The sequence below is a fragment of the Nocardioides bizhenqiangii genome, assembly GCF_034661235.1.
GTDB lineage: Bacteria > Actinomycetota > Actinomycetes > Propionibacteriales > Nocardioidaceae > Nocardioides > Nocardioides bizhenqiangii.
In genome coordinates this window covers 937320-950519 of the sequence record NZ_CP141059.1, presented here as the reverse complement: position 1 = coordinate 950519, position 13200 = coordinate 937320, and the positions used below count along the sequence as shown (strand labels likewise).

General features: G+C 71.1%; 15 protein-coding genes. 8 read left to right on the top strand and 7 right to left on the bottom strand.

What is annotated here, in order from left to right:
• Positions 1-29: 29 nt before the first annotated feature.
• Positions 30-620 (top strand): TetR/AcrR family transcriptional regulator, encoded by a 591-nt coding sequence (locus tag SHK19_RS04755; RefSeq protein WP_322937976.1) that lies wholly within the window; start codon positions 30-32, stop codon positions 618-620.
• Here SHK19_RS04755 and SHK19_RS04750 read toward each other — a convergent pair.
• From SHK19_RS04750 to mca, 3 genes are read right to left on the bottom strand one after another with little or no spacing between them, the layout of a single operon-like run.
• Positions 605-1243, bottom strand: a complete 639-nt coding sequence (locus tag SHK19_RS04750) for a LysE family translocator (RefSeq protein WP_322456651.1) — start codon at positions 1241-1243, stop codon at positions 605-607. The genes SHK19_RS04755 and SHK19_RS04750 overlap by 16 nt on opposite strands.
• On the bottom strand, positions 1240-1506 hold the full coding sequence (locus tag SHK19_RS04745; RefSeq protein WP_322456652.1) for a hypothetical protein: 267 nt from the start codon (positions 1504-1506) through the stop codon (positions 1240-1242). Before SHK19_RS04745 ends, SHK19_RS04750 begins: the two co-directional genes overlap by 4 nt.
• A 4-nt stretch (positions 1507-1510) precedes the next feature.
• The gene (gene mca, locus SHK19_RS04740) at positions 1511-2419 is read right to left on the bottom strand and encodes a mycothiol conjugate amidase Mca (protein WP_322456653.1); all 909 of its coding nucleotides are present in this window, start codon (positions 2417-2419) and stop codon (positions 1511-1513) included.
• A gap of 41 nt (positions 2420-2460) precedes the next feature.
• Here mca and SHK19_RS04735 point away from each other — a divergent pair, with 41 nt between their 5' ends.
• The gene (locus SHK19_RS04735; protein ID WP_322937975.1) at positions 2461-2871 is read left to right on the top strand and encodes a DUF4307 domain-containing protein; all 411 of its coding nucleotides are present in this window, start codon (positions 2461-2463) and stop codon (positions 2869-2871) included.
• A gap of 209 nt (positions 2872-3080) precedes the next feature.
• Positions 3081-3578 carry a transcription elongation factor GreA gene (gene greA, locus SHK19_RS04730; RefSeq protein WP_322456655.1) on the top strand — a complete coding sequence of 166 codons (498 nt, stop codon included), beginning with the start codon at positions 3081-3083 and terminating at the stop codon, positions 3576-3578.
• A gap of 9 nt (positions 3579-3587) precedes the next feature.
• On the opposite strand, the gene ilvA is transcribed toward greA, so the two are convergent.
• Genes ilvA through SHK19_RS04710 form a run of 4 tightly spaced genes read right to left on the bottom strand, consistent with a single transcriptional unit; the run spans position 3588 to position 8715 of the window.
• Positions 3588-4805, bottom strand: coding sequence for a threonine ammonia-lyase (gene ilvA, locus SHK19_RS04725; RefSeq protein ID WP_322456656.1), 1218 nt, complete (start codon positions 4803-4805; stop codon positions 3588-3590).
• A complete protein-coding gene (locus tag SHK19_RS04720) occupies positions 4798-6183 on the bottom strand; it encodes an AI-2E family transporter (RefSeq protein WP_322937974.1) in 1386 nt (461 codons plus the stop codon). The genes ilvA and SHK19_RS04720 overlap by 8 nt, the downstream gene beginning before the upstream one ends.
• Positions 6180-7562 (bottom strand): glutamate mutase L, encoded by a 1383-nt coding sequence (locus tag SHK19_RS04715; protein ID WP_322937973.1) that lies wholly within the window; start codon positions 7560-7562, stop codon positions 6180-6182. Before SHK19_RS04715 ends, SHK19_RS04720 begins: the two co-directional genes overlap by 4 nt.
• Positions 7555-8715, bottom strand: coding sequence for a cystathionine gamma-synthase (locus tag SHK19_RS04710; protein ID WP_322937972.1), 1161 nt, complete (start codon positions 8713-8715; stop codon positions 7555-7557). The genes SHK19_RS04715 and SHK19_RS04710 overlap by 8 nt, the downstream gene beginning before the upstream one ends.
• 87 nt (positions 8716-8802) lie before the next feature.
• Here SHK19_RS04710 and SHK19_RS04705 point away from each other — a divergent pair, with 87 nt between their 5' ends.
• The 5 genes from SHK19_RS04705 to SHK19_RS04685 all read left to right on the top strand — a co-directional run bounded on the left by SHK19_RS04705 (position 8803) and on the right by SHK19_RS04685 (position 13183).
• Complete coding sequence (locus tag SHK19_RS04705; RefSeq protein WP_322456660.1) at positions 8803-9747, top strand: DUF5995 family protein; 945 nt, start codon at positions 8803-8805, stop codon at positions 9745-9747.
• Positions 9748-9809: 62 nt separating this feature from the next.
• The gene (gene msrA, locus SHK19_RS04700; RefSeq protein ID WP_322937971.1) at positions 9810-10457 is read left to right on the top strand and encodes a peptide-methionine (S)-S-oxide reductase MsrA; all 648 of its coding nucleotides are present in this window, start codon (positions 9810-9812) and stop codon (positions 10455-10457) included.
• Positions 10458-10469: 12 nt separating this feature from the next.
• Complete coding sequence (locus SHK19_RS04695) at positions 10470-11363, top strand: SDR family oxidoreductase (protein ID WP_322456662.1); 894 nt, start codon at positions 10470-10472, stop codon at positions 11361-11363.
• 110 nt (positions 11364-11473) lie between these two features.
• Positions 11474-11824: a YciI family protein gene (locus tag SHK19_RS04690; RefSeq protein WP_322937970.1), complete on the top strand. Its 351-nt coding sequence runs from the start codon at positions 11474-11476 to the stop codon at positions 11822-11824.
• 393 nt (positions 11825-12217) lie between these two features.
• The gene (locus SHK19_RS04685; RefSeq protein WP_405030457.1) at positions 12218-13183 is read left to right on the top strand and encodes a calcium-binding protein; all 966 of its coding nucleotides are present in this window, start codon (positions 12218-12220) and stop codon (positions 13181-13183) included.
• Positions 13184-13200 lie beyond the last annotated feature (17 nt).

Here is a 13200-nt window from a genome sequence, read left to right as displayed (position 1 = left end):
CGAGTCATCACTCGCATACAATTCGCATCATGCGGAAGACACCACGGCAGGCCCGCTCCCGCGAGATGGTCGAGCGGATCGTCGCGGCCGGCCGGGAGGTGCTGGTCACGGACGGGTACGACGCGTTCTCGACCAACCGGGTCGCCGCGGCCGCCGGCATCAGCCCGGGGTCGCTCTACCAGTACTTCCCCGACAAGGCCGCGATCCTCGACGTCGTGATCGACCGCTACACCGAGCAGACGGCCGACCGGGTCGCGGCCGCCATGGCGGACCGGATGGGCGGCGCCGGGTTGGACGTCGTCCGCGACATCGTCGACGCGCTGGTCTCGGCGCTCGAGGCCGACCGTGCCCTGCTGCACGTCGTCGCAGAACAGCTGCCGCTCGCCCGCAGCAAGGCCCGCCGCGAGGCGCTCGAGCAGCGGGTGCGGGGGCTCGCGTCGACGTACCTCATCGCCCGGCCGGAGCACAGCCGGCGCCCGGTCCCTGCCGTGTCGACGTGGGTGACCGTCCTCGCGATCGAGAACCTCGCCACCCGGTGGGTGCTCGACCAACCCGACATCACCCGCGACCAGCTGCTCGACGAGATCGTCGCGATGGTGAGTGGCTACCTGCTCTCGTGACCGGTGAGCGCCATCCCGACGCCGAGCCCGATCATCGAGGTGCCGCCGATCGCACCGAGCGCGCTCCCGCGGCGCGCCGACCCCGCGAACCAGTCGCGCGCGCGTCCCGCCGCGAGCGCCCAGGCCGAGTCGCACACCAGGCCGAGGACGACCGCAACCGAGCCGAGCAGGAACATCTGCGTCGGCACGCTACGACCAGAGTCGACGAACGGCGGGAGCAGCGCCGCGAAGATCATGAACGCCTTGGGGTTGCTGACGCCGACGACGAACCCCTGCCGCACCGCCGCGCGCGGTGACAGCGGCGTGCGGGCGGCGCTGGTGTCGACCCGCATCTGCCGGCGGTGACGGAGCGCCTGGATGCCGAGCCAGACCAGGTACGCCGCACCGAGCAGCTTGATGACGGTGAAGACCGTGATCGACTCCGCGACGACGGCGCCGAGGCCGACTGCGACCAGGGTCATCACCAGGAACAGCCCGAGAGTGTTGCCGACCACGCTCGCCAACGCGATCCGGTGCCCGTAGGACACCGCCCGCCCGACCACGAAGACCACGCTCGGGCCGGGGATGACGATCAGGACCAGGGCGGCGAGCCCGAACCCGAGCAGTTGGTCGAAGCCGATCATTGCTCTGTCGGTTCCTTGTCGGAGCCCTTGTCCGAGCCCGTGTCGGACCCCTGGTCGGACCTCGACTCGACCGGGTCACCGAAGACGCCCTCGTCGGCGGCCCGGTGCGCCTTCTTGAGGTGCTTGTTGAGGCTCCAGCCGAGGAACGCGACGGCGATCACGAGGCCGATGAAGATCACGAAGCCGATCGGGCCGGCCACGACGTCCTCGTCCTCGGGGGCGGCGAGCCACACGAGGGAGACCCAGCTCAGATCGACGACCATGCCGTCATTCTCCCACCGGGTCTTCGATGCCGGCGAACAGGTCGTCCTCGGGCAGCTCGGTCGGGACGTGGCTGGTGACCAGCTCGTAGTCCTCGGTCGGCCACACCGCCACCTGGAGCTCGCGCGGCACCGCGAACCAGAAGCCGTCGGGATCGATCTGGGTCGCGTGCGCCAGCAGCGCTTGGTCACGCACGCCGAAGTAGTCGCCGCACGGCACCCGGGTGGTGACCCGCTTGTCCCACTCCGGGTCGCGCTTCCACTGCTCGAGCCGCTCGGCGTACGGCGACTCGAGCCCGTGCTCCACCATCGCCTCGTGCAGCGCCACCATCCGCGCGTAGCTCCAGCCGTGGTGGTAGTAGAGCTTGCTGACCTGCCACGGCTCGCCGAGCTCGGGAGCGTACGACGGATCGCCCGCCTTCTCGAAGGCGAACACCGACACCTGGTGACACATGATGTGGTCGGGGTGCGGGTAGCCGCCGTTCTCGTCGTACGTCGTCATCACCTGCGGCCGGAAGCTGCGCACCAGCCGGATGAGCGGCGCTGCCGCCTCCTCGACCGGGATCGTGGCGAAGCAGCCCTCCGGCAGCGGCGGCTTGGGGTCGCCCTCCGGCCACCCGGAGTCGACGAAGCCGAGCCAGTCCTGCGTCACGCCGAGGATGTCGCGAGCGCGCTCCATCTCCTGCCGCCGGATCTCGTGGATGTTCTCGAGGATCCCGGGGCGATCCATCTTCGGGTTCAGGATCGAGCCGCGCTCCCCACCCGTGCAGGTCACCACGTGCACGTCGACACCCTCCGCGACGTAGCGAGCGGTCGACGCCGCGCCCTTGCTCGACTCGTCGTCGGGGTGCGCGTGCACGTGCATCAGGCGCAGGCCGGTGCGGGCAGGCTCGGCAGTAGACGTGCGGGGGGACATGCGGGGAATGGTAGAAGTCCCGGCCATGCGAGCATGAACCGGTGACGGTGCACAGCCATTCCCTGCCACAGCGGTACGGCGCTCCACCGCGCTGGCGGCGGTACGTGCTGATCGGTTTCGTGATGGTCGTGGTGGGTGCGTTCGCGGCCGTCTGGACGTGGATCACGATCGCGCAGTCGGACCCTCCGGTGTCCTCCGAGCTGATCACGTCCGAGATCGTCGACGACCACACCGCGACCGCCGTGATCCGGGTCCAGTGGGGCGACGAAGCGGTCGACGCCGAGTGCACGGTCCGCGCCATCGCCCAGGACAAGGCGATCGTCGGCCAGCACACCTTCGTGCCCGATCCTGACGCGGGTCCGGACTACGAGGTCGAGGTCGCGACCGAACGCCGGGCGACGGCCGTGGAGAACATCGGCTGCACCGCCGATGGGCAGCCCCGCCCCCGCTGAACGTCGCGGTCGACGAATGGGCGGCACGGGTGCCTCCTTGTTAGACTGATTCTTCTGTCCGGCTCCGTGCCGGCGCCCACCGGGTTGGTGACATGACCACCGGCGGCGCCTCCCGACCGAACGCATCCCGACCGCTCGGGGCCCGCACCACCAAACGGGCGAGACGACCGGACCACGCTCGACAAGATTCGCCTATCCAGGAGTACCCGATGACGCAGACCGACCAGACGATCTGGCTGACCCAGGACGCTTACGACCAGCTCCAGGCTGAGCTCGAGGACCTCAAGGGTCCCCAGCGCCAGGAGATCGTCGCCCGGATCAGCGCGGCCCGCGACGAGGGTGACCTCAAGGAGAACGGCGGCTACCACGCGGCCAAGGACGAGCAGGGCCGGATCGAGGGCCGGATCCGCCAGCTCGAGGACATGCTGCGCAAGGCCGAGGTCGGCGAGACGCCGCCGGACGACGGCGTCGTCGAGCCGGGCATGGTCGTGACGTTCAAGTTCGAGGGCGACGCCGACGACGAGGCCGAGACGTTCCTGCTGCTGGGCGCCCGCGAGGTCGAGCCCGAGGGGCTCAAGGTCTACACGCCGCAGTCGCCGTTCGGCGAGGCGATCAACGGCCGCAAGAAGGGCGAGACGGTGACCTACGAGGTCAACGGGAAGCCGCTGACCGTCGTCATCCTCGACGCCAAGCCGTACGTCGGCTGATCCACTCCGTCAGCCGCGGTCGAGCACGGTGTAGCCGTGCTCGCGGAGGCGGGCGATGACCGCCTCGGCGTGCGGCTCCCCGCGGGTCTCCAGCTGGAGGTGCACGTCGACCTCGTCGAGCAGCAGGCTCGGTGAGATCCGCTCGTGTGCGACCTCGATGACGTTGGCGCCCGCTTCACCGATCTGGGTCAGCAGCCGGGCCAGACCACCGGGCACGTCGGCCAGCGTGACCTGCAGGTTGAGGTAGCGCCGCGCGGCGGCCATGCCGTGCCGGATCACCTTGCCGAGCAGCAGCGGGTCGACGTTGCCGCCCGACAGCACCACGACGACCGGGCCCGTGAACCGGTTCGGCTCCTCGCACAGCGCCGCGGCCGCAGCCGCGCCCGCCGGCTCCACGACCAGCTTCTCCCGCTCGACGAGCGCGACCAGGGCGCGCGACAGCGCCTCCTCGGAGACGGTGAGCAGGTCGTCGACGTACTCCCGCACCAGGCGGAACGTCAGCTCGCCCGGCTGGCCGACCGCGATGCCGTCGGCCATGGTCGCCATCTGCGACAGCCGGACCGGGTGTCCCTCGGCGAGTGACGGCGGGTATGCCGCCGCGCCGGCGGCCTGCACGCCGACGAGGCGCACGTCCGGACGCAGCGCCTTCACGGCGATCGCGACACCGCCGAGCAGCCCGCCACCGCCGGTCGGCACGACGACGGTGGCGGCGTCGGGCACCTGCTCGATGATCTCGAGACCGAGGGTGCCCTGGCCGGAGACGATGTCGTGGTGGTCGAACGGGTGGATGAGTGCGGCCCCGGTCTGCTCGGCGAACTCGGTCGCCGCCGCCAGGCAGTCCTCGAGGACACCCGACGCGAAGCGGACGTCGGCCCCGTAGCCGCGGGTCGCCCGCTCCTTGGGGATCGGCGCGCCGTCGGGCATGAACACGGTGGCCGCGATGCCGTGCCGCTGTGCGGCCAGCGCGACGCCCTGCGCATGGTTGCCGGCCGAAGCCGCGACGACGCCGCGGGCGCGCTCCTCCTCGGAGAGCCGGGCGATCCGGACGGCGGCGCCGCGGACCTTGAAGGAGCCGGTGCGCTGTAGGTTCTCGCACTTGAGGTGCACCGGCACGCCGGTGAGGCCGGAGAGCCAACGCGACTCGAGCATCGGGGTCCGGACGGCGACCGCCTCGACCAGCGGACGGGCGGCCTGGATGTCGGCGAGGGTGACCGTGGGTTCAGGCATGGCTCGCCTCGTCGGGTGGGTAGATGACGTCGTCCTCCAGCTCGTCGGCGGCCTCCTCGACCGGCATCTGCGCCAGCTCGGCCAGGTGGAGCACGACGGCGTTGGCCGCTGCTGCGAGCGGTACCGCGACCAGCGCCCCCACCACACCAGCGACGAGCACCCCGCCGGCGATCGCGAGGATCACGCCCAGCGGGTGCAGCGCCACCCACCGGCCGAGCAGGAACGGCTGGAGGATGTGGCCCTCGAGCTGCTGCACGCCGATGACGACGCCGAGCATGATCAGCGCGGTGATCGGGCCTTGGTCGACGAGGGCGACCAGCACCGCGACGATCCCGGCGATGGTGGCTCCGATGAGAGGCACGAACGCGCCGAGGAAGACCAGGACCCCGATCGCGAGGACGAACGGCACGTCGAGCACGGCGGCGCCGATCATCACGCCGATCGCGTCCACCGCCGCGACGATCACCGTCGCGCGCACGAACTGCACGAGCGAGAGCCACGCGACCTTGCCGGAGCTGTCCACCCGCTCGCGGGCGGCGCGCGGGGCGAGCCGGACGATCCACGACCAGATCCGGTCGCCGTCGGCGAGGAAGAAGTACGTCGCGAACAGGGTGATGAAGAACCCGGCGACGACGTGCCCGACCGCGGCGCCGAGCTCGGTGACGGCCCCGATGGTCTCGCCGTCCTGCGAGCGCTCCCGGATCAGGTCCTGCGCGCCGCCGATCCACTCGTTGATCTGGGAGTCGCTCGCGTTGACCGGACCGTCGCGCAGCCAGGCGCGGATCTCCTCCAGGCCCTGCACGGTCGAGTCGGCCAGGTCCGAGGCTCCGGTCGCCACCTGCTGGCCGGCGAACGTCAGCAGCGCGCCCACCGCCGCCAGCCCGCCGAGCACCACGAGCAGCGCCGCGATGCTCTTGCGGATCCGGAGCAGGGTCAGCGCGTGGACCAGGGGCCACGAGAGCGCGCTGACGAGGAGCGCGACGGCGAGCGGGATGGTGATCACGGCGAAGAAGCCGACGAGCCACAGCACGATGTACGCCGCCGCGACGATGACCAGCAACCGCCAGGCCCACGCCGCGGCGAGGTCGAAGCCCCACGGGACCTCCGCCCGGCCGGTGCGGGAGGGGCCGGTCAGGATCGGAGCAGGGCCGCCGCGTCGCTCCTCGCGCGCCACGGCCCACTGGTGCGCGAAGCGTTGGAGGATGCTCTCGACGCTCTCGCGCTCGGCGTCCTCCTCGAGCTCCCCGGTGCGTCGCCGCCGCGGGAAGAGGTGCCGCTGCCGGTGCTCGTCCTCGACCGGGTCGACAGGCTCGACCGGGTCGGCGGCGCCGTCGCGCGGCTCCGCGGCCGCCCCTCCCCCGGGCTCGTCGTCAGTCACGGGGCCACCCTAGATCGATCGGTCGTCAGCGACATCGCCAATCGGTAGGCGACGTCGGAGTGCCGGTCGGCGAGCAGCCCCACTCCCATCAGCAGGTACTGCTGGTCGACGACGATCCGCGCGCGCTCCGGCAGCTGCCAGCCCTCCGGGTCGTCGGCGGTCACGAGCCCGCCGAGCACCCGCTCGGCGACACCCGGCCGCCCGTGCCGCAGCACGCCGCCGCTGCCGACGATCAGTGCCACCTCGCGCAGGTCGACGCCACTGCGCTCGACCACCCGGCCGTCCGGCGAGAGCACGACGCGCGACCGGCCGGCGTGTCGTCGTACGGCGGTGGCGGCGGCGCTTCGCGCGATCTCCTCGTCGGCGGCGTACTCCTCGTCGGTGGTCGGCACGAACGATCCCGGAAGCCCGGCGGACTCACGCATCCCGAGGTCGGCCTCGACGGTCCGGTTGGCGACGGTCGGCGCGACGACCTCGTGCGCCAGCCCGTCGTCCGAGCGCTCGGCGTCGAGGGTGACGACGGAGTAGACATCGGTGGTCGCGCCACCGATGTCGACGACGGCGACGTCGCCGATGCCCGGCCGCTCGTCGTCGATGCCGAGGGCGAGCATCTCGACTCCCGCGAGCACGACGTCCGGCGTAGGCCCCTGGACCAACCGCGCCAGCTCGTCGCCGCGGGCGGTGAGGCCCTTGCCCGCGATCACGTGCTGCAGGAACTGCGCGCGGACGGCGGCCCGCGCGCTCTCGGGTGCGAGCACGCCGATCCGGGGTACGGCGTTGCCTGCGAGCACGTGCGGCACACCGGCGAGGACCTCGGCGACCTCGTCGTGGGCGTCGACGTTGCCGGCGACGACCACCGGTCCGTCGAAGCCCGAGCCCGCCACGGCTCGGGCGGCATCGACCAGCGCGGCGCGGTTGCCGCCGTCGGTGCCGCCGGTGAGCAGCACCAGGTCCACCCCCGACGCCGGTGGCTGGGGGGCGACGAGCTCGGCGAGGAGCCTCGCGCCCACGTCGTGCCCGACGGCTGCCGTCGCGATGACCCCGACCACCTTGGCGCCGCTCGAGAGAGCCACCCGGCGCCCGGCCTCCGCCGTCACCAGCGCCTCGTGACCGACGACGGCGACCCGGAGCCCGCCGCCCGCGCTCGAGCAGGCCAGGATCTCGGCGTCCGACGCCCGCCCGTCGACCGCAGCGATCTCGGCCCGACAGGCCCCGACCGCGTCGAGCACGTCACCACTGCCGAACGTCGGCCGCTGGGAGGCCCCGACGACCGAAGCCGTGCCCAGGTCGACGAGCAGTGCCTTCGTGTAGGTGGAGCCGACGTCGACACACAGGACGGTCTCCCCAGACCCGACCGCCGACGACGCCGGGTCAGTCAAGCGCTTGTTCCAGGTCGGCGATCAGGTCGTCGACGGTCTCGATCCCGACGCTGAGCCGGATCAGGTCGGCGGGGACCTCGAGGTCGGTGCCGGCCACGCTGGCGTGAGTCATCAGCCCCGGGTGCTCGATGAGCGACTCGATGCCGCCGAGCGACTCGGCGAGCGTGAACACCTCGGCGCGGTCGCAGACCCGGAGGGCGGCCTCCTCGCCGCCCGTGCAGCGGAAGGACACCATCCCGCCGAACCGCTTCATCTGGCGCTGGGCGACCTCGTGCCCGGGATGTGTCTCGAGGCCGGGGTAGATGACGTCATCGACCTTGGGGTGGCTGGTGAGGAAGTCGGCGATCCGCTCGGCGTTGTCGCAGTGCCGGTCCATCCGGACCGCGAGCGTCTTGAGCCCGCGATGGGTCAGGAAGCAGTCGAACGGCCCCGGGACGGCACCCATCGCGTTCTGGTGGAAGGCGACCTTCTCCGCCACCTCCAGATCGCGGACGACGAGCGCGCCGCCGACGACGTCGGAGTGGCCGCCGACGTACTTGGTGGTGCTGTGCACGACGACGTCGGCACCGAGGCGCAGCGGCTGCTGGAGGTACGGCGACGCGAAGGTGTTGTCGACCACCAGCAGCGCTCCGGCGTCGTGCGCGACCGCGGCGAGTGCCTCGATGTCGCCGATGGAGAGCAGTGGGTTGGTCGGCGTCTCGACCCAGACGAGCTTGGTCTGACCCGGCCGGATCGCGGCGCGGACCGTGTCGACGTCGTCGACCGGGGCGGGGCTGTGGCTCAGCCCCCACGGGACCGCGACCTTCTCGAAGAGCCGGAAGGTGCCGCCGTACGCGTCGTTCGGGATGACCACGTGGTCGCCGGGCAGGCACAGCGCCCGCAGCAGGGTGTCTTCGGCGGCGAGCCCGGAGGCGAACGCGAAGCCACGCTCGCCCTCCTCGACCGCCGCGAGCGCCCCCTCGAGGGCGGTCCGGGTGGGGTTGGCGCTGCGGCTGTACTCGTACCCGCCGCGCAGGCCGCCGACCCCGTCCTGCTTGTACGTCGAAGTCGCGTAGATGGGCGGGATCACCGCTCCGGTCGTCGGGTCCGGCTCGTAGCCCGCATGGATGGCGCGGGTCTCGAAACCACTCTTCTGGCGATGCTCTTGGCTCACCCGGCGAGCCTACTCACGACGGCGGCGGGACCGGCAGGGCGTCGTACCCTTCGTAGCCGTTGCAACTCGTTCTCGTTGGACTCTGTTGTGAGCTCCCTGACCCGCGCTTTCCTGGCCGCCTTCGTCGCGCTCGTGCTCTCCGCGGCGCCGCTGGTCCCGGCCTCCGCGGACGACCCGGCGCCGCCGGCCGATCCCGACCCGGTCCGCGGGCTGGTGCTGCCGCCGTTGGACTCGGTGATCGGGCTGCTGCCACCCCTACCGGTGCCGGGTGCGGACTATGCCGGCGACCTCTGCCGGTCCGGCAGCGGGGCGTGCATCGACCGGGTGATCGCCCGGATGAAGGTGCGGCTCGACCGCCTGGTGCGCACCTGCTCGCACAGCGCGATCTTCTCCCTGGCCTACCTCCGTGTGACCGAGAATGTCCGCGACGCCGTCCGGTCGGGGTACTTCGACGACGCGAAGTGGCTCAACCGGGTCGACACCGTGTTCGCCGACCTCTACTTCGACGTCACCTCCCGGTGGGAGAGCGGTCGTCGCACCAACATCCCGGCGGCGTGGAAGATCGCGCTCCAGGCGGAGGACGACCGGGCGGTGAGCGGGCTCGGGAACTTCATGCTGGCGATGAACGCGCACATCAACCGCGACTTCCCCTACGTGATCGCCAGGGTAGGACTCACCGCACCGGACGGGACCAGCCACAAGGCCGACCACAACCGCTACAACCAGCGTCTCGACTCGCTCTACGCGCCGGTGTTCGCGGAGGAGGCGCGCCGGTTCGACCCGACCTTCGACGACGTCGACGCCGGCACCGTCGAGGAGACGATCGCGGGCGTCATCATGCGCGGCTGGCGCGAGATGGTGTGGCGGCACGCCGAGCTGCTCGCGCTGTCCCGGAACCCCGCCCAGCGCACGCTCGCGCAGCGCGAGATCGAGACCTACGCCGCCCTCCAGGCGCTGGTCATCCGACAGCTGTTCCAGATCCCCGACTCGACCCGCCGCGACGCCTGGTGCGCCGCGCACGGCCAGGAATGACCTCTCGGTTAAGACTTTCCTGAGAGCGGCGTAGACCTTGCGCAGGCGGGGAGACTGGAGGCATGTTCCTCTCCCGCCGCAAGACCGAGATGGTCGACCCTGCCGAGGCGCTCCCGGGGCGCTCCGAGCCCGCTTTCGCCCTTCCTGAGAAGCACGCCGTCCTCGACGCACCGCTCGTCACCGACGACGTGCCCAACGGTCTCGAGGTCGCCGAGTTCGGCCTCGGCTGCTTCTGGGGTGCGGAGGAGATCTACTGGCAGGTCCCCGGCGTCTGGTCGACGTCGGTGGGCTACGCGGGCGGCACCACGCCGAACGCGACGTACGAAGAGGTCTGCAGCGGACGCACCGGGCACACCGAGGCGATCCGGATCGTCTTCGACCCCGACCAGGTCTCCTATGCCGACCTGGTCAAGAGGTTCTTCGAGGTCCACGACCCGACCCAGGGCATGCGCCAGGGCAACGACGTCGGCACCCAGTACCGCTCCGCGATCTACTTCCACTCTCCCGAGCAGGAGCAGACCGCCCGCGAGCTGACCAAGATCTACGGCGACGAGATCACCCGTCGCGGGTACGGCGAGATCACCACCGAGATCGCGCCCGCGGGCTCGTACCACTACGCCGAGGCGCACCACCAGCAGTACCTCCACAAGAACCCGTACGGCTACCGCTGCCACGCCAACACCGGTGTCCCGTTCCCCGAGACCTCCTGAGGCACCAATTCGATGATCCTGGTCGTAGGCGGCACCGGCGATCTGGGCGGACGGATCGTCCGGCTCCTTCGCGAGCAGGGGGTCGGCGTGCGGTGCCTGGTCCGCCACCAGGTCGACGACTCGACGTTGCGGCAACTCGGCGTCGACGTCGCTCGTGGGGATCTCACGGAGCCCGACTCGCTCGGCGCTGCCTGCGACGGTGTGGACTCGGTGATCGCCACGGCGACGGCTATCGCACGCCGGTTCGAGGATGCCAGCACACCGACGATCAAGGAGGTCGACGAGGCGGGGATGGCATCGATGGTCGGGGCGGCCGAGTCCGCAGGAGTCGAGCACTTCGTCTACTTCTCCTTCCCGGGCGTCGACCGGGCCGTCGGCACGCCGCTGGAGCGGGCGAAGCTGGCGATCGAGGAGCGGCTGCGCAGGGGGTCACTGCGACCTGTGATCATCCGCGCAGACGCCTTCCAGGAGATCCACTTGACGGCCGCGGCGCGCTTCGACGTGGCGGCGGGGAAGGTCGCGATCATCGGCAGGGGCGACAGCAAGCGACGCTGGATCAGCACAGCGGACGTGGCGGCGCTCACCGCCAGCCTCGCTGTCGAACCCGACCCGCCCGAGCTCGTCACCGTCGGCGGGCCCGAGGCGATCTCGAAGAACGAGGCGGTCGCCATCGTGGAGGAGGTGACCGGTCGGCGACTGAAGGTGCAGCACATGCCGCGAGCCGTTGCCCGGCTGGCCATTCGCCTGCTGCCCCAGGGGAAGGACGCACTGGCGTCGGCCTTCGGCGCCGGCCTGCTCCAGGACCTCCAACCAGCAACCTGGGACGACGGGCCGCTCCGGCAGCGCGGCATCGATCCGAAGCCGGCGAGCGACTTTCTCCGCGAGCAGGCGCGAGGCACGACGTGACGCGGGCGCCGGCGTGGAATTTCCTTCCTGAAGCTGTCGGATCCGGCGGACCCCGTTCGTAGCCTTGGTGACGGGCGGGCATCCGGCCTGCCCTGAGCGAAGGAGCAGGCATGCCCGAGTACCTCATCTACTTCAACCAGCAGTGGGTGGGCGACCACCCCGAGGAGTGGTTCCGCGGCCGCGTCGAACCGTCGATGGCGGTCGTCAACGAGATGAAGGCGGCCGGTGTCTGGGTGTTCGGAGGCGGGCTGGAGGAGGACGCGCCTGTCTACGCCGCCGACGCGACCAGTGGCGAGACGATGATCACCGACGGGCCCTACGTCGAGACCAAGGAGCACCTCGGCGGGTTCTGCGTGGTGTCCGCGTCCGACGACGAGGAAGCCAAGGTCTGGGCCGGCAAGGTCGCCGAGGGTTGCGGGTGGCCGCAGGAGGTACGGCGCTTCGGGGGCGTGCCCGAGTAGGCGGCACCGCGACCACCTGCCCATGCGAGGCGCGCTGCGACTCGTCCGGGGACAGCGCGCGCAACTCGTGTCATCATCGGAGCGGAGGGCTTCGAGATGGCCACACGAGTCGGCTGTGTGCTGATCGTTGCGGTCCTGTCAGCGGTGTCGGCAAGCTGCACAGCCGGGACTGAGGGTGAAAGCTCCTCGGATTCGTCGCTCCGCCCCTCGAAGCCGGAGTCGTCCACGGAGGTGTCGTCGGCGACGTGGGAGCCTGCCCCGACGAACGCAGGCACACGTGCGCCACGCGACGGCGAGCCGGGATTCGACAGCTTGCCTGAGTGCTTCGGCCGCCGCGCGACCCTCCTAGGAGGCCCAGGAGACGACCGGATCACAGGCACCCGACGACGGGACGTGATCGTCGCGCGCGGAGGCGACGACGTCGTGACCGGCCTCGGCGAGGCGGACTACGTCTGCGGCGGCGCCGGCAACGACCGGGTTCGTTCGACACACAAGGGATTCCCGGCTGTTTGGGGTATCGACCTCGGGTCTGGCGACGACCGGGTCCGCGTCGTCAACGCAGACGAGATCCTGGGCGGCTCCGGCGACGACCGGATGATCTTCGTGCGTGGGCCCGGGCAGCTGTCCGGAGGCCCCGGCGCGGACTACTTGCAGTCGATGATGACCAATCACCCCTACTACCCCGAGAACGCCCCGTGCCTGAGCTACGAAGGCGCCGCCGGACCGGTGCGCGTCGACCTGGCTCGAGGCCGGGCACGCGGTGAGGGACGCGACCGCCTGGTCAACTTCTGGTGCCTGACAGGCAGCCGCCACTCCGACACCCTCCTCGGCACCGCCGGCGGTGACGGCATCAGTGGCGGGGCCGGTCCCGACGTGGTCCGTGCGGGCGCCGGCGACGACTCGGTCGACGGAGGACAGCACGCGGATCGCCTCTACCTCGGGCCGGGCTCGGACTACGGCCTGGGCTCGACGGGCCCGGACCGGCTGTACGGCGAGCAAGGCGACGACAACCTCGAGGGCTGGAGCGACAGCGACTACCTCGATGGTGGCCCTGGAGACGACGAGATCTACGCCGCCTTGTTCTGCGCGATCGGAATCAATTCCTATGACACGGCCGGCCTGATGGACGGCGCCCCGAACGAACTGTTCGGCGGGCCGGGCGACGACTACTTGGTGGGCGACAAGGGCAACGATCGCCTCGACGGCGGCGAGGGATATGACGTGGGCCAGGGCGGCTACCGCGACGGGCGGATCGACTGGATGGAGTCGATCGACCGCTACATCGACGGTTGCCTGCCGGGCGGGAACCTCATGATGCCCGGCAACCCCGGGCGCACGCCGACGGGTCGGTCCCGGTGACCGGGATTCACCACTAG

Excerpts from the sequence above, each read along its gene's own strand:
- SHK19_RS04755 (WP_322937976.1), top strand. The coding sequence starts at position 30 with ATGCGGAAGACACCACGGCAGGCCCGCTCCCGCGAGATGGTCGAGCGG.
- msrA (WP_322937971.1), top strand. The coding sequence starts at position 9,810 with ATGTTCCTCTCCCGCCGCAAGACCGAGATGGTCGACCCTGCCGAGGCG.
- SHK19_RS04695 (WP_322456662.1), top strand. The coding sequence starts at position 10,470 with ATGATCCTGGTCGTAGGCGGCACCGGCGATCTGGGCGGACGGATCGTC.
- SHK19_RS04750 (WP_322456651.1), bottom strand. The coding sequence starts at position 1,243 with ATGATCGGCTTCGACCAACTGCTCGGGTTCGGGCTCGCCGCCCTGGTC.
- SHK19_RS04745 (WP_322456652.1), bottom strand. The coding sequence starts at position 1,506 with ATGGTCGTCGATCTGAGCTGGGTCTCCCTCGTGTGGCTCGCCGCCCCC.
- SHK19_RS04690 (WP_322937970.1), top strand. The coding sequence starts at position 11,474 with ATGCCCGAGTACCTCATCTACTTCAACCAGCAGTGGGTGGGCGACCAC.
- mca (WP_322456653.1), bottom strand. The coding sequence starts at position 2,419 with ATGTCCCCCCGCACGTCTACTGCCGAGCCTGCCCGCACCGGCCTGCGC.
- greA (WP_322456655.1), top strand. The coding sequence starts at position 3,081 with ATGACGCAGACCGACCAGACGATCTGGCTGACCCAGGACGCTTACGAC.
- ilvA (WP_322456656.1), bottom strand. The coding sequence starts at position 4,805 with ATGCCTGAACCCACGGTCACCCTCGCCGACATCCAGGCCGCCCGTCCG.